The 21,607-nt window shown below is 71.7% G+C and carries 25 protein-coding genes; 17 read left to right on the top strand and 8 right to left on the bottom strand.

Going from position 1 to position 21,607, the window contains the following annotated elements; genetic code table 11:
* Positions 1 to 191: 191 nt before the first annotated feature.
* The 6 genes from AB0J74_RS24220 to AB0J74_RS24195 are packed head-to-tail and all read left to right on the top strand — an operon-like array spanning position 192 to position 5,190.
* On the top strand, positions 192 to 1,148 hold the full coding sequence (locus AB0J74_RS24220) for an LCP family protein (RefSeq protein ID WP_363451557.1): 957 nt from the start codon (positions 192 to 194) through the stop codon (positions 1,146 to 1,148).
* Positions 1,149 to 1,158: 10 nt separating this feature from the next.
* Positions 1,159 to 1,497, top strand: coding sequence for a rhodanese-like domain-containing protein (locus tag AB0J74_RS24215; RefSeq protein WP_363451555.1), 339 nt, complete (start codon positions 1,159 to 1,161; stop codon positions 1,495 to 1,497).
* A gap of 7 nt (positions 1,498 to 1,504) precedes the next feature.
* A complete protein-coding gene (locus AB0J74_RS24210; RefSeq protein WP_363451553.1) occupies positions 1,505 to 2,287 on the top strand; it encodes a glycerophosphodiester phosphodiesterase family protein in 783 nt (260 codons plus the stop codon).
* 44 nt (positions 2,288 to 2,331) lie between these two features.
* Positions 2,332 to 3,792, top strand: a complete 1,461-nt coding sequence (locus AB0J74_RS24205; protein ID WP_363451551.1) for an ATP-binding protein — start codon at positions 2,332 to 2,334, stop codon at positions 3,790 to 3,792.
* A gap of 39 nt (positions 3,793 to 3,831) precedes the next feature.
* On the top strand, positions 3,832 to 4,257 hold the full coding sequence (locus tag AB0J74_RS24200) for an ATP-binding protein (protein ID WP_363451549.1): 426 nt from the start codon (positions 3,832 to 3,834) through the stop codon (positions 4,255 to 4,257).
* Between the two features lie 54 nt (positions 4,258 to 4,311).
* Positions 4,312 to 5,190 (top strand): DUF5926 family protein, encoded by an 879-nt coding sequence (locus AB0J74_RS24195; RefSeq protein WP_363451547.1) that lies wholly within the window; start codon positions 4,312 to 4,314, stop codon positions 5,188 to 5,190.
* Here the strand turns inward: AB0J74_RS24195 and AB0J74_RS24190 are convergent.
* Complete coding sequence (locus tag AB0J74_RS24190; protein ID WP_363451545.1) at positions 5,187 to 6,392, bottom strand: arginine deiminase; 1,206 nt, start codon at positions 6,390 to 6,392, stop codon at positions 5,187 to 5,189. The genes AB0J74_RS24195 and AB0J74_RS24190 overlap by 4 nt on opposite strands.
* Positions 6,393 to 6,553: 161 nt before the next feature.
* Between AB0J74_RS24190 and AB0J74_RS24185 the strand changes: the two genes are divergently transcribed.
* Entirely contained in the window at positions 6,554 to 7,276 is a 723-nt protein-coding gene (locus AB0J74_RS24185; RefSeq protein ID WP_363451543.1) for a hypothetical protein, read from the top strand.
* Positions 7,277 to 7,592: 316 nt separating this feature from the next.
* Positions 7,593 to 7,901 carry a hypothetical protein gene (locus AB0J74_RS24180; RefSeq protein WP_363451541.1) on the top strand — a complete coding sequence of 103 codons (309 nt, stop codon included), beginning with the start codon at positions 7,593 to 7,595 and terminating at the stop codon, positions 7,899 to 7,901.
* On the opposite strand, the gene AB0J74_RS24175 is transcribed toward AB0J74_RS24180, so the two are convergent.
* Together AB0J74_RS24175 and AB0J74_RS24170 are read right to left on the bottom strand one after the other, a co-directional pair.
* On the bottom strand, positions 7,898 to 9,130 hold the full coding sequence (locus tag AB0J74_RS24175; RefSeq protein ID WP_363451539.1) for a sigma-70 family RNA polymerase sigma factor: 1,233 nt from the start codon (positions 9,128 to 9,130) through the stop codon (positions 7,898 to 7,900). The two genes, AB0J74_RS24180 and AB0J74_RS24175, sit on opposite strands and share 4 nt — an antisense overlap.
* A complete protein-coding gene (locus AB0J74_RS24170; RefSeq protein WP_363451537.1) occupies positions 9,127 to 9,477 on the bottom strand; it encodes a YciI family protein in 351 nt (116 codons plus the stop codon). Before AB0J74_RS24170 ends, AB0J74_RS24175 begins: the two co-directional genes overlap by 4 nt.
* 117 nt (positions 9,478 to 9,594) lie before the next feature.
* On the opposite strand from AB0J74_RS24170, the gene AB0J74_RS24165 reads away from it, so the two are divergent.
* Positions 9,595 to 9,990, top strand: a complete 396-nt coding sequence (locus AB0J74_RS24165) for an ACT domain-containing protein (protein ID WP_363451535.1) — start codon at positions 9,595 to 9,597, stop codon at positions 9,988 to 9,990.
* 55 nt (positions 9,991 to 10,045) lie between these two features.
* On the top strand, positions 10,046 to 10,546 hold the full coding sequence (locus AB0J74_RS24160) for a hypothetical protein (protein ID WP_363451533.1): 501 nt from the start codon (positions 10,046 to 10,048) through the stop codon (positions 10,544 to 10,546).
* On the opposite strand, the gene pheA is transcribed toward AB0J74_RS24160, so the two are convergent.
* The 4 genes from pheA to AB0J74_RS24140 all read right to left on the bottom strand — a co-directional run bounded on the left by pheA (position 10,543) and on the right by AB0J74_RS24140 (position 13,409).
* Positions 10,543 to 11,490, bottom strand: a complete 948-nt coding sequence (gene pheA / locus AB0J74_RS24155; protein WP_363451531.1) for a prephenate dehydratase — start codon at positions 11,488 to 11,490, stop codon at positions 10,543 to 10,545. The two genes, AB0J74_RS24160 and pheA, sit on opposite strands and share 4 nt — an antisense overlap.
* A gap of 271 nt (positions 11,491 to 11,761) precedes the next feature.
* A complete protein-coding gene (locus AB0J74_RS24150; RefSeq protein WP_363451529.1) occupies positions 11,762 to 12,493 on the bottom strand; it encodes an AIM24 family protein in 732 nt (243 codons plus the stop codon).
* 96 nt (positions 12,494 to 12,589) lie between these two features.
* Positions 12,590 to 12,928: a metallopeptidase family protein gene (locus AB0J74_RS24145; RefSeq protein WP_363451750.1), complete on the bottom strand. Its 339-nt coding sequence runs from the start codon at positions 12,926 to 12,928 to the stop codon at positions 12,590 to 12,592.
* A 52-nt stretch (positions 12,929 to 12,980) separates the two neighbouring features.
* Positions 12,981 to 13,409, bottom strand: a complete 429-nt coding sequence (locus AB0J74_RS24140) for an OsmC family protein (RefSeq protein ID WP_363451527.1) — start codon at positions 13,407 to 13,409, stop codon at positions 12,981 to 12,983.
* A 38-nt stretch (positions 13,410 to 13,447) separates the two neighbouring features.
* Between AB0J74_RS24140 and AB0J74_RS24135 the strand changes: the two genes are divergently transcribed.
* From AB0J74_RS24135 to AB0J74_RS24110, 6 genes are all read left to right on the top strand, one after another.
* On the top strand, positions 13,448 to 14,098 hold the full coding sequence (locus tag AB0J74_RS24135) for an NAD(P)-binding domain-containing protein (protein ID WP_363451525.1): 651 nt from the start codon (positions 13,448 to 13,450) through the stop codon (positions 14,096 to 14,098).
* The gene (locus AB0J74_RS24130; protein ID WP_363451523.1) at positions 14,098 to 15,690 is read left to right on the top strand and encodes an NAD(P)/FAD-dependent oxidoreductase; all 1,593 of its coding nucleotides are present in this window, start codon (positions 14,098 to 14,100) and stop codon (positions 15,688 to 15,690) included. The genes AB0J74_RS24135 and AB0J74_RS24130 overlap by 1 nt, the downstream gene beginning before the upstream one ends.
* A 47-nt stretch (positions 15,691 to 15,737) precedes the next feature.
* The gene (locus AB0J74_RS24125; protein WP_363451521.1) at positions 15,738 to 16,478 is read left to right on the top strand and encodes a hypothetical protein; all 741 of its coding nucleotides are present in this window, start codon (positions 15,738 to 15,740) and stop codon (positions 16,476 to 16,478) included.
* Between the two features lie 45 nt (positions 16,479 to 16,523).
* On the top strand, positions 16,524 to 17,789 hold the full coding sequence (gene serS / locus AB0J74_RS24120; protein WP_363451519.1) for a serine--tRNA ligase: 1,266 nt from the start codon (positions 16,524 to 16,526) through the stop codon (positions 17,787 to 17,789).
* A 150-nt stretch (positions 17,790 to 17,939) separates the two neighbouring features.
* Entirely contained in the window at positions 17,940 to 18,761 is an 822-nt protein-coding gene (locus tag AB0J74_RS24115; RefSeq protein ID WP_363451517.1) for an HAD family hydrolase, read from the top strand.
* Positions 18,758 to 19,555: an HAD family hydrolase gene (locus AB0J74_RS24110; RefSeq protein ID WP_363451515.1), complete on the top strand. Its 798-nt coding sequence runs from the start codon at positions 18,758 to 18,760 to the stop codon at positions 19,553 to 19,555. Before AB0J74_RS24115 ends, AB0J74_RS24110 begins: the two co-directional genes overlap by 4 nt.
* Positions 19,556 to 19,933: 378 nt before the next feature.
* On the opposite strand, the gene AB0J74_RS24105 is transcribed toward AB0J74_RS24110, so the two are convergent.
* The gene (locus AB0J74_RS24105; protein WP_363451513.1) at positions 19,934 to 20,533 is read right to left on the bottom strand and encodes a bacterial proteasome activator family protein; all 600 of its coding nucleotides are present in this window, start codon (positions 20,531 to 20,533) and stop codon (positions 19,934 to 19,936) included.
* Positions 20,534 to 20,598: 65 nt separating this feature from the next.
* On the opposite strand from AB0J74_RS24105, the gene AB0J74_RS24100 reads away from it, so the two are divergent.
* Positions 20,599 to 21,588, top strand: coding sequence for an alpha/beta fold hydrolase (locus AB0J74_RS24100; protein ID WP_363451511.1), 990 nt, complete (start codon positions 20,599 to 20,601; stop codon positions 21,586 to 21,588).
* Positions 21,589 to 21,607 lie beyond the last annotated feature (19 nt).

Raw genomic sequence — 21,607 nt, 5'->3', positions numbered from 1 at the left:
TCAGGACTAACCGCGACCTGGCTCAGACCCGAAATATCCGACTTAAGCTGACCTCAGATCGTGGCGGTGAGCAGTCGGGAGGGGCCATTCCCAGCTCGGGGCGCAATCCGGGGAAGCGACCGCCCGCACCAGACGGTGCGGGTGGTGCCACCCCACGCCGGACCCGGCCGCGCTGGGCCAAGATCTTCGTCGTGGTCGGCATCGCGCTGGCCGTGCTGGCCGGCGTCAGCCTCGGCGGGGTCAAGTTCCTGACCGCCCGCCTCGACCACGCGCTGCACAAGGCCAACCTGCTCGACACCGGCGCGCGTAGCGGCGACGCCCACCTCAAAGGGCCGCTCAACTACCTGCTGATCGGCTCGGACGCGCGGGTCGCCAACCCCTCGATGGGCCATCGGGCCGACTCGATCGTGATCGTCAACATCCCGGCCGGCCTCGACCGGGCCTATCTGATCTCCATACCGCGCGATCTCCGGGTCACCATCCCGCCCTGGCCGGCAACTGGTTACAAGGGTGGCCAGGACAAGGTCAACGCCGCTTTCGAGTACGGCCTGGCCGACGGCGCCAAACTGCTCTCCGCCACGGTCACCAACCTCACCGGCGTGCGCTTCGACGGCGCGGCGATCGTCGACTTCAACGGCTTCAAACAGGTGGTCGACCTGCTCGGCGGCGTCGACGTCTGCGTCGACCGGCAGATCACCTCGATCCACACCGGCCACGTCTTCACCGTCGGTTGCTACTCGATGACCGGAGCGGAGGCGCTCGACTACGCGCGGCAGCGCTACGGACTCCCCCGCGGCGACTACGACCGGCAGCGCCACCAGCAGCAGATCCTCAAGGGCATCGCGCAGAAGTTGACCGCGCCGAGCGTGCTGGCCAACCCACTCAAGCTCGACCAGACCGTGCGGGCGATCGGCTCGACCATGACCGTCGACACGAACGGCGTACCCATAAATGACCTGGTCCTGGCATTGCGCAACATGCGGGCAGAAAACGTGAACGGCATCCGGATCCCGTCGGTCGGCGCCCGGATCGACGGCACCTCCTACAACGTCACCACCCCGGAAGCGGACGGCCTGTTCAAGGCGATCCGGGAGGGCGACGTCACGGGATGGGCGGCCGCCAACCCCAACTGGGTCCTGCGCATCTAGTCTTAGCTGCGTGTGGAAACCGCAACCGGTTCCGTGGGTGAGCGCCGACGAGGTGCCCGACGATGCCTACCTGCTCGACGTCCGCGAAGACGACGAGTGGGTGGCCGGGCACGCTCCAGAGGCGCATCACGTGCCCATGATGGAAATACCCGCTCGGCTGGCCGAGGTGCCGACCGACGCCGACGTCGTAGTCGTCTGCCGGATGGGTGGGCGCTCGTCCCAGGTCGTCACCTATCTGGCCAAGCAGGGTTGGGACAACGTGCGCAACCTCGACGGCGGAATGGAAGCCTGGCAGTCCGCCGGCCGGCCGATGGTCAGCGAAGACGGCCAACCGGCCCGCGTCATCTGAGCCGCGGGTGGGCGAGTCACCATTGATCTTCGCGCACCGCGGCTCCTCCGCGGTGTTGCCGGAGCACACGCTGCCGGCCTACCTGAAAGCCCTCGAAGAGGGTGCCGACGGCGTCGAGTGCGACGTCCGGCTGACCCGCGACGGCCACCTGGTCTGCGTGCACGACCGGCGGCTCGACCGCACCAGCAACGGCAAGGGCCGGGTGAGCCGGCACACGCTGGCCGAACTCGACGCGCTCGAGTTCGGCAACTGGGCCTCGCGGGGCGAGACCGACGTGCCGGCCGATCCTGACCGGGCCCGGCTGCTCACGCTCGACCGCCTCCTCGGTGCCGTCCGCGACGCCGGGCGCGAGGTGCAGGTGCTGATCGAGACCAAGCACCCGACCCACCACGGCGGCGACGTCGAGCGGGCCCTGGCCGCGCTGCTCAAGCGCCACGGCCTGGAGCAACCGCGCGACAGCGAGCGGGTGGCGGTGACGGTGATGTCGTTCTCGGCGCTCGCCGTCCGCCGGATGCGCGAACTGGCACCCGGCCTGCCCACCGCCCTGCTGATGGAACTGCTGCCTTCGGCGGTCCGGGGCAGCCTGCCGTTCGGCGCCCGGATCGCCGGGCCCGGGCTCCACCTGGTGAAGGCCCGCCCCCGGCTGGTCCGCACCCTGCAGGCGGCCGGCAACCGGGTCTACGTCTGGACCGCGAACGAGCCCGACGAAATCGACTTCCTGGTCGATCTCGGCGTCGACGGCATCATCACCGACCGCCCGGCATTCGTCCTCAAACACATCGGTCGCTGAATCGCCCCTTTTCTCCGGGCGGCGGGTTGTGCACACTCGGGACCATGCCCGCGCGCCCGGATTACGCCACCTTCATCGCCGGCCACGCCGAGGTGATCGAGCGGATCAACGCCGGCGATGCCGGGCTGCCCACGCTCGACATCCTGCTCCAGTTGGCCCAGTCGGCCCTCGGCGCCGTCGGCATGACCTTCGCGGAGTACGGCCTGTCCGGCGGCCGGATCATCGCCGCGACCGGTGCCGCCGACTGGTCCCTGGGCCGCCCGATCGACACCGAGTCACCGACGTCGATGCGGATGCTCACCGGCCTGCGTACGCAGGTGCTCACCCTCGACCGCATCGAGGGGACGTTCCCGCACCAGGCGACCGGCCGCGGCCTGCACACCATGCTCTCGACCCGGCTGTCGCTGGCCGGCATGGTGATCGGCAGCCTGCACGCGTTCTACCCCAGCGTCGACGACCTGCCGACCATCGAGCACCACACGCTGATCGAGTTCGTCGGCACCAACCTCGCACACATGTACGGCCACCAGGCCGGCCTGCCCGTGCACGGCGACGGCCCGGTGGTCGCCGCCCTGACCGACGGCCTCGCGATCATCGACTACGACCGCAAGGTGCGGCTCTGGAACCCGGCCGCCGAGCAGGTCACCGGCCTCAGCCAGGCCGACGTGCTCAACGCGACCCTGCCGTTCCCGATCCCGGTGCTCAACCAGACGCTCGACCACCGGCTCGCCGACGGCCGGTGGCTGAGGATCGCGGCGAGCGAGCTGACCGGCACCGTCGACTCGGTCGTGGTCACCTTCCGCGACATCAGCGACCAGCACCGCCGCGAGGGCGACCGCGACCTGTTCGTCGCGCTGACCAGCCACGAACTGCGCACCCCGGTCACCGTGATCAAGGGTTACGCCGACACCCTCAACAGCCATTGGGACGAGCTTCCGGAGTACGAGCGGCGGCACGCCGCCGACGTGATCGGCCAGCGGGCCGGCGAGCTGGCCCGGCTGGTCGACCGGCTGCTCTCCTCGGCCGACGAGGCCGGTCCGGCGGCCAGCTCCCCGCCGGCGCCGTTCGACCTGGTCGAGGCGCTCCGGCTGGCCGAACGCGACCTGCCCACCGCGCTGCGCCGCCGGCTGCTCGTGCGGCTGCCGGTCGACCTGCCCAAGGCGGTCGGCGACCGGAGCACGATCACCACGATCCTGACCGAGCTGGTCACCAACGCCGACAAATACAGCGGCGACGGCTCGCCCATCGAGTTGACCGCGCACAGTGACGAGCGCACGGTCGTCTTCCGCGTTTCCGATCGGGGCATCGGGGTACGACCCGAACATGTGGAGCGCGCGTTCGACCGTTTCTGGCAGGCCGAATCGGGTGACCGGCGGCGCTATCCGGGGGCCGGACTAGGGCTTTACCTGGTACGAAGGGTCATAGAGCGACAGAACGGATGGGTGTCGCTCCGGCCAAGGGACGGCGGCGGCACGGTCGCGGAGGTCCGGCTACCTCGTGGCTGAGCGTCGTGGCGGTGCGTAGCGACGGTTCGGGAGGCGGGAGTGACGACGGCGGCGGCCCAACGGTCCTGGCACGTGGTCGTGCCGCACCACGCCCGCGGCGCCCGCGCCGCGCGGCACCGCCTGACCACCGAACTCGCCGGCACGGTGCCTTCGGCGCAGCTCGACGACGTGGTCGCCGTCACCGGCGAGCTCGTCGGCAACGCGGTCCGGCACGCCCGCGCACTGCCCGGCGGGGTGATCCGGGTGGCCTGGAGCGTCAGCTCCGGCGGGGTGGTCGAGGTGCGGGTCACCGACGGCGGTGGCGGTCAGGTCCGGCCGCGGTCCCGGCCCGCCGGCCCGGACGCGCTCGACGGCCGCGGACTGCAGATCGTCAGCAAGCTGGCCGACCGCTGGGGCGTCGAACACGACCGCCACGGCCAGAGCGTCTGGGCCATGCTCGGCGAGCACTCCCACTCCCTGGCGTGAAACGCCACCCCGCAACGGGCCGGATACCGGGCGGTGGCAATAGGCTGTCTCCCCATGAGCAAGAAGCGCCGCGTCAACAGCGACGGAACCCCCAAGCGCGAGAAGCGCCCCGACATGTTCTCAGCGCGGCCGTTCGAGGGCTTCGCCGACGAGGTCGAGTGGATCGCGCTGCGTGAGCTGGTGCCGGCCGCTTCCGCGCCGCTCAAGCTCGTGCCGCAGCTGATCGAAGAGTTCGGCGACCGCCCGGTCACCCTCGCGACCGTGCTGCCGATGGCCTGGCCGGCGATGACCAAGCCCGACGGCCGGATCTTCGTCGGCCTGCAGCGCCACGTGCAGTCGGGCGACGTCTCCCGCGACCTGGCCGTGGCGCTGGTCCGGGCGCTGCAGACCAACCCGGGCAGCCCGGTCTCGGTGCCGGCGCACGCCGGCCACGGCCCCCGCCTGCAGGATCTGATCGTCGACGGCCCGCTCGCCATCACGCTGCACGACGGCTTCGAGTTCTGGCTCGACGGGGACCCGGGCGACGACCCCAACGTCAAGGCGTCACTCGAACGGGCGAACGCCTCGATCTACCCGACCGTGCGGCTCGCCGCGGCAAAGGCCGCCTACTGGTGCCGGGTCCCCGACCGCGGCCACGTCCGCTGGGTGCTCCCCGACGAGGAAGACGCCGCGCTCGGCGCGCTGGCCCGCTTGTCGGCCAGCGGCGACCTGCTGCTCGGCGAGGGCACCAAGTTCGCCGGCATGTTCCGGGCACACGGCCGGCTGGTCCCGGTCTGGGACATCCCGCGCGACCCGGAGGCGGCCGAGTGGGAGGCACCGCTGGCGGCGTTCGCCAAGCGCTACGCCGACGCGCTCGCCGACCCGGCGCCGCTCGACTCCGCCGCCCGCCGCTCCCGCCAGGGCCTGGTCGGCCGCCAGCTGACGCTCCGCTAGCCGGTCGCGTCCCGCAGGATCGGGCACGACATGCACCGCGGTCCGCCCCGGCCCGAGCCCAACTCGGAGCCGGGGATCCGGATCACCTCGATGCCGGCCCGTTCGAGTTGGGCGTTGGTCTCCACGTTGCGCTCGTAGGCCACGCAGAGCCGCGGCGAGAGGGCCAGGGTGTTGTTGCCGTCGTCCCACTGCTCGCGTTCGGCGGTGACCGGGTCGAGGCCCGTGTCGATGACCCTCAGCATGTCGATGTCCATCGCGTCGGCCGCGGCGCGCAGGAACGGCGCCGGCCCGTCGACCTGCGGCTCGCCGTCGGGGCCGGCGATGACGGTGTAGGCCTGGAGCGAATCCGCATATTTCGGATACATGATGACGGCGTCCACGTCGACCATCGTCACGATGGTGTCCAGGTGCATGGTCGCCCGCTCCTGTGCGATCGGGACGACCAGGATCGTGTGCGCGAGTTCGGCGGCGAAGACCTGGCGGGCCAGCCGCTCGGCACCGGCGGGCGTCGTACGCTCGCCGACCCCGATGGCGATCACGCCGTCGGCCAGCAGCAGCACGTCGCCGCCCTCGACCGGCTCGAGACCGGGGTCGTAGACGAACCGGGTCCCGACGAACCGCGGGTGGAACCGGTAGATCGCGTTGGTCAGCGTCGTCTCCCGGCGCCGGGCCGGCGTCGCGAGGCTGGTCACCGCCGCCCGGTCGCGGACCCAGACCGACGAGTCGCGGGTGAACAGCAGGTTGGGCAGCGGGTCGATGACGAAATCGTTGCTGGCCATCAGCGAGTAGACCAGCCCGCCCGGCCGGTCGACGCTGGTGCGCAACTCGTCGTGGGCCAGGCCGCCGATCAACACGCCGGCCAGCCCCGACGGGTCGAGGTAGGTGAGGTGGTCGGCCACCCGGCGGCGCAGGGTGTCGCCGAGCCGTGGGTCGTCGACGACGCTGGCGGTGATCTCCGCCCGCGCCTCGGGGACCGACAGCGTCTCGGCGAGCAACTCGGAGATGTAGAGGACCTCGACGCCACGGGCGCGGAGGGCGGCGGCGAAGGTATCGTGTTCCTCTTGGGCCCGGCCCACCCACGGGATCCCGTCGAAGAGCAGCGAATCGTTGTTTCGAGGGGTCAGCCGGGCCAGTTCCCGACCGGGCCGATGCAAGAGCACGGTGCCCAATCGGCCGACTTCGCTTCCGACATAGTTCGTCACAAGGCCCGAGCCTAGGCCGTGGTTGTCACCATCCGGGAAAAGAGCCGTAGCGTGAATGCGGCATTCATCCCCACTCATTCCCTCGTTGCATCTTGTGGGAGTACCGGTGTGACCACGTACGGTAGTTAGACAGCCAAAGCTCGCCCTTGCCGGAGGCAGCGATGACCGTATTTCCTGCGCGTGGAGCCGTCCCTCTCACCCCCAGACGAGCCCTGCCGAGCGCAGAAGCCCCCCAGCCAGATCTGCTCGAAGCCGCCCGCCCCCGCCCGTTGGACTGGGCCCGCCGCCGGCGGGCCGAGCGCGACGCCCGCCGCATCGAAGCGGCCGGCGCCCGTGCTCTCAACCGCATCGAACACCTCGGCCCCTCGTGGCACGTGGTGGAGTGGCCCCGCACCGACTCGTTCGACGCGCTGTTCACCGGCGCCGACGACCAGGCCGGTTTCCTGGTGATCGGGCCGAGCGGCCTGTTCGCCGTCACGATCGCCGACCACGGCCGCTCCCGGGTGATGGTCGCCGGCGACGTGGTGCAGATCAGCGGGAAGCGCCCGCCCTATGTCTCCGAGGCGCGCCGTGACGCCAAGCGCGCGGCCAAGGCACTCAGCAGCGCCGTCGGCCACACGATTCCGGTGACCCCGGTGCTGACGTTCGTCGGTTCTGGCGTCATCAGCGTCTACGGACTGCCCAAGGACTGTCTCGTCGCGACCCACCGAGAGCTCGACCGCCTGCTCGTCGCGGGTGGCGACCGGATCAGCTCGGCCACCGCCGAAAAGCTGTCCCACGTCGCCAGCCAGCCGAGCACGTGGCTCAACGTCGCGCACAGCGGCGGCTACCGGTGGTACGAGGACGGGCGGACCGCCTCGACTAAACTCGCCACTCGCCGTTGACCGCGCCGCTACTACCATCTGAAGCACTGGCCGACCGGAGGGTCGTCGGCACGCGAAACACCGGTTAGCGTAACGGTGGGGCAACTGCCGGCGATGCACAGGAGGCGCGGTGGCGCACGTCGACCTTGAGCTTGAGTTCTCGGCACCTGGCGAGTCAGACGCCGTGGAGCCGACCACGGGCCCACCTGCGGGGGCTGCCTGGTCGTCACCCACGTGGTCCGACACGTGGCCGCCACACCCCGCGCCGACCAGCTTCGGTCGCTGGGCCGACACGGTGTTCGCGGCTGAGGAGCCCTGCCTGGTCATCGATGACTCGATGACCATCGTCGCCGCGTCCGCCTCGTGTTGCGCCCTGCTCGGCCTGTCCGACCAGCGCACGGCGGTGGGTCGCCCGCTGCTCGACGCCGGTCTGCGCCTGGTCGACTTCACCGCCGCGCGCAGCGAACTCGCCGAGACCGAGGTCGACAAGATCCCGCCGCTGCTCGCGGTCACCTCCGGGCGCCAGGCCCGCGGCCTGCTCCGGGTGCACCGCGACAACGCCAACGACACGGTCGACGCGATCGCCACACCATTGCTGCTCGACGGCAAGGTAGCCGGTTCGCTCACCTTCTTCGCGCCGGTCTAGCGGTCGTCCGTCAGTGCCGCCCTGCGGCGCCGCAGGTAGGCGCGTTCGGTGTCCGATGTGACCAGCGCCAGGGCCTCGTCGTAGGCCCGCACGGCCTCGGCCGGCCGGTCGAGCCGGCGCAGCAGGTCGGCCCGGGTGGCCGGCAACAGGTGGTAGCCGGCCAGCGCGCCGGTCGCCGCCAGCCGGTCGACCAGGGCCAGGCCCGCCTGCGGCCCGTCGGCCATCGCCACGGCGACCGCGCGGTTCAGTTCGACCACCGGTGACGGAACCACCTTGGCCAGTTCGGCGTACAGACCGGCGATCTCGGTCCAGTCGGTGTCGGCCGCCGTAGGCGCGGTCGCGTGCACCGCCGCGATCGCGGCCTGGATCTGGTAGGGGCCGGGCCGGCCCCGGCGCAGCGCCCGCCGCAGCAGGGTGTCGGCGACCCGGATCCGCTCGTGGTCCCAGCGCGCCCGGTCCTGGTCTTCCAGCGAGACCAGGTCGCCGGCCGCGTCGGTGCGGGCGGCCCGCCGGGCGTCGTGCAGCACCAGCAGCGCGAGCAGGCCGAGCGCCTCCGGCTCGTCGGGCATCAGCGCGGTCAACACCTCGGCCAGCCGGATCGCCTCGGCGGTCAGGTCGACGCGCACCAGGTCGGTGCCGGCGGAGGCCGCGTACCCCTCGTTGAACAGCAGGTAGACCACCGCGAGCACGGCCGCCAACCGGTCCGGCAGCAGGTGGTCGGGCGGCACCCGGAACGGGATGCCGGCGTTTCGGATCTTGTTCTTGGCGCGGAACAGCCGCTGCGCCATCGTCTTCTCCGGCAGCAGGAAGGCCCGGGCGATCTCCGCCGTGCTCAACCCGGCCAGGGTCCGCAGGGTGAGCGCGACCTGGGCGTCCTGGTCGAGGGCGGGGTGGCAGCAGGTGAAGATCAGTTCCAGCCGGTCGTCCGGGATGCCCTGCGGCGCCAACGGCTCTGGTTGTCTCATCCGCACCACCTCCCGCAGCTTGGTCGCCTCGACGGCGGCCCGGCGGACCCGGTCGAGGGCCCGGTTGCGCGCGGTCACCATCAGCCAGGCGCCGGGGCGCGGCGGCACGCCCTCGTGCCGCCAGCGCTCCAGTGCCTTCGTGAACGCGTCCTGGGCGCACTCCTCGGCGAGGTCCCAGTCACCGGTCAGCCGGATCACCGCCGCCACCACGCGGCCCCACTCCGCGCGGTAGACGGCGGCGACCTCTGCGTCGATCCCGGTCATTCGACCCAGAACGGCCGCACGTCGACCATGCCGCCCCAGGCCATCGGGTGCTTCGACGCGATCTCGATCGCCTCGTCGAGGTTCTCCGCCTCGATGATGTCGAACCCGGCGATCTGCTCCTTGGTCTCCGCGTACGGGCCGTCGAGCACCACCACGTCGCCGTTGCGCACCCGCACGGTGGTGGCGTCGGTGCCCGGCCGGACCCGGTTGCCGGAGAGCCGAGCACCCCGGCCGTCCATCTCCGTCACCCAGTCGTCCACGTCCATCGGGCCGCCCGCCGCTTCGAGGGACTCAGTGGCCGGCTCGTTGCCCGGCGCCTCCGTGCAGATCAGAAACAGGTACTTCATCTCTAGTTCCCTTCCGCTTCGCGTCAACTTCCACCTCTACGACGAACGGGATCGCCGCTGCACTACCGGCGGCGAAAAAGTTCTTCCGAGCGCCTCGCGGGTCGTACTCTTCCTGTCATGCCTGCCCTTGATCTTTTGCCGGAGGACTACGCGGTCTGCCGGCTGCCCGCCGGCTCGGCGCTGCCCGCCGACCTGGTCGGCCCCGGCAACGGAGACGGCGCCGGCGTGGTCTCGGTGACCTGGACCGCCGACGAGGTGTCGGTGATCTGCCGGGCCGACCGGGTCCCCGAGGGCGCGACCGCCGAGGCGCCCTGGCGCTGCCTGCGGGTCGCCGGCCCGCTCGACTTCGCGCTGACCGGCGTGCTCGCTTCGATGGTGGCACCGCTCGCAGCCGCCCGGGTAACGATCATGGCGTTCTCGACCTACGACACCGACTACATCCTGGTGCCTAGCGTGCGGCTGGCGGAAGCCGTGGCGACGCTCGACCAGGCCGGCCATCCGGTCACCACCTGACCGGGCATACGATGATCCGGTCATCATCCCCGTCGATGCCAGACCCAGAGGTACCGTGCGCCGCCCCCTCCTCCTCGCCGCGTCCGCGTTCGTCGCCCTGGTCGCGGCTGGTTGCGGCACGCCACCGGAGCTGAACCCGCCAGGCAGCGTGGTGCCCACCCCGTCGGCCACCGCCAGCCCGACGCCGACGCTGCCGCCGACGCCGCCCACGGTGCCGGTGACCACGCCTTCGACGATGCCCGGCTTCCCGGACAGCCCGGCCATCGCCTGCGCCGGGCGCCCGTCCGCCGAGCAGGTGGTCGCGCTGCTGAAGCGGCGCGGCCTGCTGCCCTCGTCCTATTCGGCGCGCACGACGGTGGGCCCGCTGTGCGCGGGCACCTGGCAGTGGACCGTGTTGGACACGAGCAACGGCCCCTTGCAGGCCGTCACCGAGGGTGCCCCGACGTCGCTGCGGCTGGTCACCGCCGGCACCGACGTGTGCAGCATCGAGGTGCGCGCCGCGGCGCCGGCCGGCATCCGCTCGGCCACCTGCGACGCGTTGCCGCCGGGCCGCTAACCGCGCCGGATCCGGTCGAGCCAGGCGGCCGCGTCGGCGTAGTCCACATCGGACTGACCAGGTGGCGCCGGCACCGGACCGTCACCCTCCGAGCCGGTCCAGCGGTGCCGGGGGTACGAGCCGAGAAAGCGCACCTCGGCGCTGACCCTGCGCAACCCGCGCAGCGCCTCGCCCATCCGGTCGTCGGCGACGTGGCCGGTGCAGTCGAGGAAGAACGCGTAGCGGCCGAGGGCCTCGCCGGTCGGCCGGGACTCGATGCGGGTCAGGTTGACGCCGCGCACGGCCAGTTCCATCAGCACGGCGAGCAGCGCGCCGACCCGGTCGTGGGCGATGTAGACCGCGAGCGAGGTGCGGTCGTCGCCGGTCGCCGGCGGCGGCGGGCCGGGGCGGGAGACCAGCACGAACCGGGTCACCGCGTCGCCGTGGTCGGCGATCTTCTCGGCCAGCACGGTCAGCCGCTGCTGGCCGGCGCCGATCGGCGCGCAGATCGCGGCGTCGTATTCGCCGGTAGCCGCGCTGCGCGCGGCCGCGCCGTTGGACAGCACGTCGACCACGACCGCGTCGGGCAGGTTGTCGCGCAACCAGCCGCGGCACTGCGTGGACGCCTGCGGGTGGGCGGCGATGCTGCGGACGCTCGCCAGGCTCACCCCGGCGCGGGCGCCGAGCACGAACTCGACGGGCAGCACCACCTCGCGGGTGATCACCAACGGCGACCCGGCGACCATCTCGTCGAGCGTGACGCCCACGCCGCCGCCGATCGAGTTCTCCAGCGGCACGAGCGCGGCGTCGGCATCACCGGACCGGACCGCGTCGAGCGCCTCCGGCACGCTGCGGGCCGGCGTCCGCTGCCCCCGCTCGGCGGCCGGGATCATCCGCAACGCCTGCTCGGCAAACGTCCCCTCGGGCCCGAGGAAGACATATCTCGTGGGCGGCGTTCCAGGCATAAGGCACAGAGTAGGCCGCCAGCCCCGCCCGGCGACCAGGGGATCAGGCGCGCCCCGCGCCACCGGTGCGACCGCGCGACCGGTGGCACCGGCGCGACCGCTGAAGGTTTGGCCCCGAGTGGGACTCGGCGCCCCGCGGACAGCGACCAAAGACCCGCGAAGCGCCCGCTGCCGCGGTGTGGTGAGGACGCCGCGACGAAGTCGCCGGCGCCCGGAGCCACACCGCGGCAGCAAGAAGGGCGCGAAGCCGTCGCGCCGGAGGCGCGACCAGCTAGCCCAGCAGACCGCCCAGCACGCCGCCGCTCTGCTGCTGGCCGCCGCTCGCGCCAGCCAGGCCGCCCGGGGGCTCCTCGGAGGGCTGGACGACGACGAAGCCCTGGCCGGCGAAGCTCATGGTGAACGCCTCGCCGGTGCTCCGGCCGAGCAGCGTGCCGATGCCGAGCTGGTCGGCGCGGTGGTAGCCGGTCTGCAGGCCGGCCGACCAGCAGATCGCCGCCTGCGGGTCGACGTAGGTGGGCTGGTCGACGGAGAGCACCACCGGGGTGCCCTTGGTGGTGATGGCGATCCGGCCCTGGCCGGAGAAGACGCAGTTGAACAGGCCGGCCGAGGACAGCATGCCCATGCCCTGGACCATCTTGATGTCGTATTGCAGCGACGAGTCGAACGCGAGCACGTTGGCGCCGTTGATCGACAGGTGGTCGCCGTGGTCGAGGTCGACCAGGTGGATGTCGGCGGCGCGGTCGCCGAGGAAGACGTCACCGCGGCCGCTGACCTTCATCAGCGGGACACCCTCACCGGTCAGCTTCTGCTTGAGGAATTTGCCGATGCCGCCCGAGCCGAGCGCCTGGAACTGCACCTGGCCCTGGTAGGCGACCATCGACCCGGTGCGGGCCATGCACTCACCGTTGAGCTCGATCTTGAGCATCTTGGAGTTCTGCAGCCGCATGCCCGGCTGCTCGGACTCCTTCTCCAGGTTCTCCGCGGAAAACAGGGCGCTACGCATGTGGGCGTTCCTCCATCGACAAGGTCTGTGTACTGCCAAGAGCGTAGGTATCCTGCGCAAACGGCAAGCCCGCAGTGTCGCGAAACCGACCTTGACCTAACCCCAGCCCAGCTGATGCAGGCGCTCGTCGCTGATCCCGAAATGATGGGCGATCTCGTGTACGACGGTGACCGCGACCTCGTCGACCACGTCTTCTTCGGTGTGACAGATCGACAGGATCGGCAGGCGGTAGATGGTGATCCGGTCCGGCAGCACGCCCGCGTAGTTCCAGCCGCGATCGGTCAGCGCGTGCCCCTCGTAGAGGCCGAGCAGCCGGGTGCCCCGCGGCGACCGGTCTTCGACCAGGATCACCACGTTGTTCATCAGTTTGAGGAACTCTTCCGGCACCTGGTCGAGGGCGTCGGCGACCAGCTCTTCGAAGCGCTCGCGACTCATCTCGACCGGCACGGCTCCTATTGTGCCGTGCCGGTCGTGACGGAAGACCGACTCAGGCGAGCCGGGCGGTCAGGGTGATCTCGGCGCCGGGGGACAGCAGGCGCGAGACCGGGCAGTTCTCCTTGGCACCCTGCGCGATCTTCTGGAACTCGCCGTCGTCGATGCCCGGGACGTCACCGACCGACTCCAGGTCGATGCGGGTGATGGTCATCCCGGCGTCGGTCTTGTCGAGGTGCACCTTCGCCGTCGTCTCGACGGAGGTGGGCGTGTGGCCGGCGTCGGCGAGGCCCTTCGAGAACGCCATCGAGAAGCAGCCGGCGTGCGCGGCGCCGATCAGCTCCTCGGGGTTGGTGCCCTCGCCCTCTTCGAAGCGCGACTTGAAGCTGTAGTTCCCCTCGAAGCCGCCCTTGCCGGTGCGGATCGTGCCGGAACCTTCGGTCAGGTTGCCCGACCAGCGGGCGGATGAAGTGCGAATTGGCATGCCCTCGACGCTAGTCCACCGTCCGGCATGATTGCTGGATGCGGATCGGCATCCTCGGCACCGGCACGGTCGGCCAGACGTTCGGCACCCGGTTGCGCAACCTCGACCATGAAGTCACCCTCGGTGCCCGCGAAGCGGGCAATCCACGCGCCGTGGAGTGGGCCGAAGCACACGCGGCCTCCTGCGGCACCTTCGCCGACGCGGTCGCCGGCGCTGACCTGGTGATCAACGCCACCGCCGGGCAGTACGCGGTCGGCGCGCTGGAGATGGCCGGCGGCAACGCGGCGCTGGCCGGCAAGGTGGTGCTCGACGTCAGCAACCCGCTCGACTTCGCCAGCGGCGAGTTGCGGTTGACCGTCTGCAACACCGACAGCGTCGGCGAGCAACTCCAGCGCGCGTTCCCCGACGCCCGGGTGGTCAAGAGCCTCAACACCGTCAACGGCAGCGTGATGGTCGAGCCGAGCCTGGTGCCCGGGCAGCACACGATCTTCATCGCCGGCGAGGACGCGGACGCCAAACAGGTGGTGATCGGGCTGCTCGGCCAGTTCGGCTGGGCCAAAGGCAGCGTGCTCGACCTCGGCGGGATCAAAGAGTCCCGGGGCATGGAGATGTACATGCCGCTGTGGGTGTCGATCATGCGGGCGCTCGACGGCAACCTGGCTTTCAACATCAACGTGGTTCAGGGCTGATGACGGCGTACGACGTCATCGTCGTCGGCGGTGGCCACAACGGCCTGGTGGCCGCCGCCTATCTGGCCCGCGCCGGCCGCCGGGTGCTGGTGCTCGAGCGCCGCGAGACCGTTGGCGGCGCGGCCGTCTCCGAGCGTCCGTTCGGCCCCGATTTCACGGTCACCAGCCTGTCCTATGTGGTCAGCCTGCTGCCCGGCGACATGGTGCGCGACCTGCGCCTGGCCGAACACGGCTACCACGTCTACCCGCAGGGACCCTACTTCGCGCCGCGCGCTGACGGCCGCTACCTGCGGCTGCCCGACGACCCGGCCGAGCGACACCGGGAGATCAGCCGGTTCTCCGCCCGCGACGCCGACGCCTACGAGCGCTGGGACGCCTGGCTCGGCCACCTCGGCCGGTTGGTCGGCCCGCTGTTGCACGAGATACCGCCGAAGCTGGGGTCGAAGCGGCCGCTCGACCTGGCCGGCCAACTCGGCCTCGCCGGCCAGTTGCGCCGGGTCGACGTGCGGGCCGCCGTCGACCTCACCCGGCTGTTCACCGCGAGCATCGCCGACCTGGTCGAAGACCGGTTCGAGTCCGACGCGCTGCGCGGCATCCTGAGCGTCTCCGGCGTGATCGGCACCTGGGCCGGGCCGCGCAGCGCCGGCACCGGTTTCGTCACCCTGCACCACCACCTCGACCAGACCGGTGGCCAGCAGGCCGGCTGGGGCTTCCCGCGGGGCGGCATGGGCGGCGTCACCCAGGCGATGGCGTCGAGCGCGCGCGCGTTCGGCGCGGAGATCCGCACCGGGTCGCCGGTGGCCCGGATCGACACCCGCGAGGGTACGGCGGTCGGCGTCACGCTCGCCGACGGCACCCAGTTCCGCGCCCCGACCGTGATCACCACGGCCCATCCGCGGATCTCCTTCCTCGAGTTGCTCGACCGCGCCGACCTGCCGGCCGACTTCGTCGCCGACATCGAGGCGTGGCGCAGCCGCTCGGGCACGGTCAAGGTCAACTTCGCCGTCGACAAGCTGCCGACCTTCACCAGCCATCCCTCGTACGCGCCGGAGGTGCACGGCGGCACGATCGTGCTGGCCGACTCGCTCGACGAGATCGAGGGCTCGTTCCAGGAGGCAGTCGCCGGCCGCCCGGCGAGCCTGCCGTTCGCCGACATCTGCATCCCGTCGGTGTTCGACCCCACCCTGGCGCCCGAGGGCAAGCATGTGGTCAGCGCGTTCACCCAGTGGGTGCCGCACACCTACGCCGCCGAGCCGCACACCGCCGACCTCGAGGCCTACGCCGACCGGTTGGTCGCCCGTCTGGAGGCAGTGGCACCGGGTTTCACCGATTCGGTCATCGGGCGCCAGGTCATCGGTCCACACCGGATGGAGCAGGAGTACGGGCTGGTCGGCGGCAACATCTTCCACGGCGAGTTGACGCCGGGTCAGATGTTCCACTGCCGCCCGGCCGCCGGTTACGCGGACCTGCGTACCCCCGTCAAAGGTCTTTATCAAGCGGGCAGCGCGACGCACGGCGGCGGAGGCGTGACCGGGATTCCCGGGCGCAACGTCGTCCGGCAGATCATGAAGGACCGGCGCCGCCGGGCCTGATCAACGGGACACCCCACACCCGCTCGCGCCATGGCATCCTGAGACGCATGTCCGCAGACCAGTCCGGCCCAGCCGTCGTCGCCTTCGGCGACGGTGAGCCCGTGCCCGACCGGCCCATGAGCGGCCGCTTCGGCAACCGGCTGCGCCGGCTCGCCGCCGACCGCCGGGTCGCACCGGTCGTCGCCGCACTGGCCGGTGTCGCCGGGTTCGGCTCGCTGGTCGCGCCCTGGTACTCGATCGTCATGCCGATGGGCGACGTCGGCGCGGACGGCAGTTCCGTCGGCACCCCGATGACCTTCATGATCATGGATGTCGGTTCGTTGGGCACCGCCTACCTCTTCGGCTTGCTGGTCCTCGCCGTCGGCAGCACGCTGGCGCTGTTGGGCCCCCCGGCGGCGCGTCCCGCGATCCGGCTCGGCGGCCTGACCCTCATCGGCGGGCTGGTCGCGGTGCTGGTTGCGCTCACCATGACGATCGGTCACTCGATGGAGCGCAACTTCTTCGGCCAAGACGTCGACCTCGACGTCGACGGCAGCCCCGGGCTGACCGCGGCGTTCGCCACGCTGGTGCTCGCGGCGCTCACCTTCTACCTGGTCGGCCAGGGTCCGGTCGGCCCGGTGCGGCCCGACTCACCGGCGCCCGCCGCGCCCGACTGGGCATGGCAGGCACCGCGGCCGGGCCGCGACGAGACGGCCGCCGAGATCGCCGCGGCGGCGCCGCTCGACCTCACGGTCGAGCCCGCCCGGCCGTTCCTCCACCCGGAGAGCGACGACGGCCGGCCGCGCTGATATCCGCGCGCTTGCCGGCAACCGGTCCCGGTAGGCTGATTCACCGTGATTGACCTTCGACTGCTTCGTGACGATCCCGATGTTGTGCGCGCCAGCCAGCGGGCCCGGGGTGAGTCCGAGTCTGTCGTCGACGACCTGATCGCGGCCGACGAAGGGCGCCGGGCCGCGGTGCAGCGCTTCGAGTTGTTGCGCGCCGAGCAGAAGCAGCTCGGCAAGCTGATGCCGCGCGCGACCGGCGCCGAGAAAGAGGCCCTGCTGGGCCGCACCAAGGAGCTGTCGGCCGACGTCAAGGCGGCCGAGGCGGCGGTGACCGGTGCCGAGGCGGCGTTGCGCGACGCGCAGCTGCGCATCTCCAACGTGATCGAAGACGGCGCGCCCGCCGGCGGCGAAGACGACTACGTCGTGCTGCGCGAGGTCGGCACCAAGCCCTCCCTTTCGAGCACCCGCGACCACCTCGAGCTGGGCGAGCTGCTCGGCGCGATCGACGTCGAGCGCGGTGCCAAGGTCTCGGGCAGCCGGTTCTACTACCTGACCGGCGTCGGTGCCCTGCTCCAGCTCGGCCTGCTGCAGATGGCGATCGCCCAGGCGGTCGAATACGGCCTGACCCCGTCGATCGTGCCGGCGCTGGTCAAACCGGAGGCGATGGAGGGCACCGGCTTCCTCGGCGCGCACGCCAGCGAGGTCTACCGGCTCGAGGCCGACGACCTCTACCTGGTCGGCACCAGCGAGGTGGCGCTCGCGGCCTACCACACCGACGAGATCCTCGACCTGGGCGAGCCGGTCCGCTACGCGGGCTGGTCGAGCTGCTTCCGCCGCGAGGCCGGTTCCTACGGGCGCGACACGCGGGGCATCATCCGGGTGCACCAGTTCGACAAGGTCGAGATGTTCTCCTACTGCCGGCCCGAGCAGGCCCGTGACGAGCACCTGCGGCTGCTGGCCTGGGAAGAGGAGATGCTGGCCAAGGTCGAGCTGCCCTACCGGGTGATCGACACCGCGGCCGGCGACCTGGGCAGCAGCGCGGCGCGCAAGTTCGACTGCGAGGCCTGGCTGCCGTCGCAGCAGCGCTACCTCGAGGTCACCTCGACCTCCAACTGCACGACCTACCAGGCGCGGCGGCTCAACATCCGCTACCGCGACGAGGCCGGTCGGCCGCAGACCGCCGCGACCCTCAACGGCACCTTGGCCACCACCCGCTGGATCGTGCCGATCCTGGAAAACCACCAGCAGGCCGACGGCTCGGTCGTGGTGCCCAAGGCGCTGCGGCCCTACCTGGGCGGTCGCGACGTGCTGGAGCCGATCAAGCGGTCCTGACCTGCCTTTCCGCCGCTGAGTGGCAGCCGCCCGGTTGCACCGATTTCTCCCAAACGTCATGGCTGGGCAACCCCATGCGAGGTACGGTTGCTGCCCGGCCGCTCGCGGCTTCCTCCCGGCAGCCGTCACGGGTCGGGGCGAGGAGGAGCCATGCCCCGGCCGGGCCTGCCCAAGTTGGTCGCCACCGACCTCGACGGCACGATCGTGCGCAGCGACGACACGGTGTCCGCCTTCACCCATGAGATCCTCGACCGGGTGCGCGCCGCCGGCATACCCGTCGTCGGTGCCACCGGGCGTGGCCCGCGCCTGGCCGAACTGACCCGCAACGACATCCGCGACGCCGACTTCCTGGTCATGGCCAACGGCGGCCGGGTCGTCGACCAGACCGACCCGCTCGACCCGATCGTGCTGCGTGATGCCCGGCTGCCGGGCCAGGTGCTCGCGTCGGTGGTCGCCGACCTTGAAGCCGCGGTCGGCCCGCTCAGCGTGATGGTCGAGGCGCTCGACGGGCACGAGGAGCCGCTGTGGGGCGATCCCGACCCGGCCTGGCGCTATCCCGACCGCTTCGAGGCGCGCAGCCGCGCCGACTGCTTCGCCGGCGACGTGATCAAGGCGTTCGCCCGGGCACCCGGCCACGACGTCGACGAGTTGCTGGCCGCGGCCCACCGGATCGTGCGCCCGTCGGTCGCCACCGTCACCCAGGCCGGGCTCGGCTTCATCGAGATCCTCCCGCCCGGCGTCGACAAGGCGACCGGCCTCGCGGTGGTCACCGAGACGCTCGGCGTCGACCCCGGCGACGTGCTGGTCTTCGGCGACATGCCCAACGACCTGCCGATGTTCGGCTGGGCCGGCTGGGGCCGGGTCGCGGTGGCCAACGCGCACCCGCTGGTGCGGGCCGCGGCCGACGAGATCACCCTCAGCAACGACGACGACGGGGTGGCCGTTTACCTCGACCGGCTACTCTCGCGATGATGCTGATCGCCACTGACCTAGACGGAACCCTCCTCCGCGCCGACAAGACGATCAGCGCCCGCACCGCGGCCGCGCTCGACCGCGCCGCCGAGGCAGACCTGCCGGTCGTGCTCGTCACCGGTCGCCCGATCCGCTGGCTGAAGCTGGTCTACGAGCAGCTCGCCACTCCCCTGCCGGCAGTCTGCGCCAACGGCGCGGTGGTCTACGACCCCTCGCGCGACCAGGTGTTGCGGGCCGACCCGCTCTCGCCCGAGGTGCTCGCCGAGATCGCCCGGCGGCTGGCCGACGAGGTGCCCGACGCGGCCCTGGCGGTCGAGATCGTCGACGGCCGGGAGATGCGGCACCAGATCGAGTACCCGATCCAATGGGACAGCGCGCACGGCGGCGTGCGCGCCGTCGACGCGGTCGCCGAACTGCTCACCGAGCCGGCGGTCAAGCTGCTGGTGCGGGCCGGCCAGCGCGATCCCGACGAGTTCACCGCCCGAATCGGCAAGGCCCTGCACGGCATCGCCGAGGCGACCCACTCGTCGCTGTCGGGCCTGGTCGAGGTCTCCGCCTCCGGTGTCACCAAGGCCGCCGGCCTGGCCTGGTACTGCGACCGACTCGGCGTGCCGGCTGCCGCGGTCACGGCGTTCGGCGACATGCCCAACGACGTGCCGATGCTGGCCTGGGCCGGCCGGGCGGTCGCCGTAGGCAACGCCCACCCGGCGGCGAAGGAGGTCGCCGACGAGGTGGTCGCCTCCAACGAAGACGACGGGGTCGCGATCTACATCGAGTCGTTGCTCGACTCGTAGCGGCGTTGTTGGCCGCCGCTGAGCGGCGTTGTTGGCCGCCGTCGAGCGGCCTCGTTGGTCGCGTCGAGCGGCATTGTTGGTCGCGTCGAGCGGCATTGTTGACCGCCGTCGAGCGGCCTCGTTGGCCGCGTCGAGCGGCATTGTTGACCGCCGTCGAGCGGCCTCGTTGGCCGCGTCGAGCGGCCTTCCGGCCGTTAGCGGCCTTCTGGCCCAGAGGTATTGGCCGCTGCTGCGACCTTGCTGGCCGCTGCGATGTGGTGCTGGCCTCCGCCCTGCCGCGTGGCCGCCTGCCCCTGGCTGTCCTACCGCCAAGCGGGCCTGCCGCCAAGCGGGCCTGCCGCCAAGCGGGCCTGCCGCCAAGCGGGCCTTGCTCGCTGCTTAGAGGTATTGGCCGGTGCCGCGGCCTTCGGTGCCGGGTTGGCCTTGGTTGGGTCCGGCGCCGGGCAGGCCGGGGATGATGCCCGGGACCGCGCCGGGCGGCAGCGCGCGCTGGCCGCCGCGCATCTGCTCGAGCTGCATGCGGGCCGCCATCTGCTGGGCCACCAGGGCGGCCTGGATGCCGTGGAACAACCCTTCCAGCCAGCCGACCAGCTGAGCTTGCGCGACGCGCAGCTCGCCCTCGCTCGGCGTCGCCGTCTCGCTGAACGGCAACGAGAGGCGCTCCAGCTCGTCGCGCAGTTCCGGCGCCAGGCCGTCTTCCAGCTCGATGATCGAGCGCTGGTGGATGTCGCGCAGGCGGACCCGGCTGGCCTCGTCGAGCGGCGCCGCGCGTACTTCCTCGAGCAATTGCTTGATCATGCTGCCGATCCGCATGACCTTGGCGGGCTGCTCGATCTGGCGGCCCGGGTCTTCCTCGCCGCCGCCTCCGTCGGTGTCGACCGTGCCGACCGGCCGCCCGTCCGGCCCGACCACCACAACGGTGCCCGACCGGCGGTTGGTTTCGGCCTGCGCGTCCGGCGCTCCTGGGGTCTCGCTCATACCTCCATCTTTCCCCAACGCCCGCCGGGTGTGCTCCCCGGACCCGGCAAGCTAGCGTTCCGCACATGCCCGCACGCGAACCGGACCCGCGCGACGTGCTGATTCTCCCCGCGCCGCCGCCGGACGCCGTGGTCTCCTATGGCCCGCACGCCGACCACGTCGCCGATGTCCGGTTGCCGCTGACCGGCTCCGCGCCGCTGGTCGTGGTCATCCACGGCGGGTTCTGGCGGGCGGAATACGACCGGTCGCACACCGGCCATCTCGCGGCCGCGCTGGTGGCCGAGGGGTATCCGGTCGCCCAGCTCGAATACCGTCGGACCGGGCCCGGGGCCGACGGTGGCTGGCCCACGACCTTCGACGACGTCGTGGCCGGGTTGGCGGCCCTGCCGGCCCTCGTCGCGTCGGTGGCGGCGGCGCTGGGGCGCCCCGCGCCGGCTGCCGGCGCGCCGGTGTTGATCGGTCACTCCGCCGGTGGTCATCTCGCCCTTTGGTATGCCGCCCACGCGGCTGCCGCGTCCGTCGAGGTGCGGCCCGGCGCGCCCGCCCGCGAGGCGCCCACCGCCCCCGGCGCGCCCACCACGCCCACCGACGTGCCGCCCGGCGCGCACGCCCGCGAGGCGCCCACCGCCCCCGGCGCGCCCGCTACGCCCACCGACGTGCCGCCCGGCGCGCACGCCCGCGTGGCGCTCACCGTGCCCGCCGCGGTGCTGGCGCTGGCTCCGGTCGCGGATCTGGCCGAGGCGCATCGGCTGGACCTCGACGGCGGTGCGGTGGCCGCCCTGCTCGGCGGCGACCCGACCACGCGGGCCGAGGCCTACGCCGCGGCGGAACCGCTGCCGACGATGCCGCTGCGGTCACCCACCGTGATCGTGCATGGGACGGCGGATGTGCAGGTTCCGATCTCCCTGAGTCGGCGGTATGCGGCCGCCGGGCGGGCCGCCGGGAGCGAGATTGCCCTTTCCGAGCTTCCTAATGTGGGTCATTTCGAACTCATCGATCCGAGGTCGGCCGCCTGGCGCAAGGTGACGGAGGCGTTGCGGTCGTTGCATCAGTGATCATCTTCATTGACGCAGC

This window comes from Asanoa sp. NPDC049573 (assembly GCF_040676615.1).
Classification (GTDB): domain Bacteria; phylum Actinomycetota; class Actinomycetes; order Mycobacteriales; family Micromonosporaceae; genus Asanoa.
The sequence above is the reverse complement of the archived record's forward strand: the minus strand, read 5'-3'. Positions and strand labels throughout refer to the sequence as shown.

Coding starts and splice junctions, on each gene's coding strand:
- AB0J74_RS24205 (WP_363451551.1), top strand. CDS start 2,332: ATGCCCGCGCGCCCGGATTACGCCACCTTCATCGCCGGCCACGCCGAG.
- AB0J74_RS24195 (WP_363451547.1), top strand. CDS start 4,312: ATGAGCAAGAAGCGCCGCGTCAACAGCGACGGAACCCCCAAGCGCGAG.
- AB0J74_RS24185 (WP_363451543.1), top strand. CDS start 6,554: ATGACCGTATTTCCTGCGCGTGGAGCCGTCCCTCTCACCCCCAGACGA.
- AB0J74_RS24180 (WP_363451541.1), top strand. CDS start 7,593: ATGACCATCGTCGCCGCGTCCGCCTCGTGTTGCGCCCTGCTCGGCCTG.
- AB0J74_RS24175 (WP_363451539.1), bottom strand. CDS start 9,130: ATGACCGGGATCGACGCAGAGGTCGCCGCCGTCTACCGCGCGGAGTGG.
- AB0J74_RS24170 (WP_363451537.1), bottom strand. CDS start 9,477: ATGAAGTACCTGTTTCTGATCTGCACGGAGGCGCCGGGCAACGAGCCG.
- AB0J74_RS24165 (WP_363451535.1), top strand. CDS start 9,595: ATGCCTGCCCTTGATCTTTTGCCGGAGGACTACGCGGTCTGCCGGCTG.
- pheA (WP_363451531.1), bottom strand. CDS start 11,490: ATGCCTGGAACGCCGCCCACGAGATATGTCTTCCTCGGGCCCGAGGGG.
- AB0J74_RS24150 (WP_363451529.1), bottom strand. CDS start 12,493: ATGCGTAGCGCCCTGTTTTCCGCGGAGAACCTGGAGAAGGAGTCCGAG.
- AB0J74_RS24145 (WP_363451750.1), bottom strand. CDS start 12,928: ATGAGTCGCGAGCGCTTCGAAGAGCTGGTCGCCGACGCCCTCGACCAG.
- AB0J74_RS24140 (WP_363451527.1), bottom strand. CDS start 13,409: ATGCCAATTCGCACTTCATCCGCCCGCTGGTCGGGCAACCTGACCGAA.
- AB0J74_RS24135 (WP_363451525.1), top strand. CDS start 13,448: ATGCGGATCGGCATCCTCGGCACCGGCACGGTCGGCCAGACGTTCGGC.
- AB0J74_RS24130 (WP_363451523.1), top strand. CDS start 14,098: ATGACGGCGTACGACGTCATCGTCGTCGGCGGTGGCCACAACGGCCTG.
- AB0J74_RS24125 (WP_363451521.1), top strand. CDS start 15,738: ATGTCCGCAGACCAGTCCGGCCCAGCCGTCGTCGCCTTCGGCGACGGT.
- AB0J74_RS24115 (WP_363451517.1), top strand. CDS start 17,940: ATGCCCCGGCCGGGCCTGCCCAAGTTGGTCGCCACCGACCTCGACGGC.
- AB0J74_RS24110 (WP_363451515.1), top strand. CDS start 18,758: ATGATGCTGATCGCCACTGACCTAGACGGAACCCTCCTCCGCGCCGAC.
- AB0J74_RS24105 (WP_363451513.1), bottom strand. CDS start 20,533: ATGAGCGAGACCCCAGGAGCGCCGGACGCGCAGGCCGAAACCAACCGC.
- AB0J74_RS24100 (WP_363451511.1), top strand. CDS start 20,599: ATGCCCGCACGCGAACCGGACCCGCGCGACGTGCTGATTCTCCCCGCG.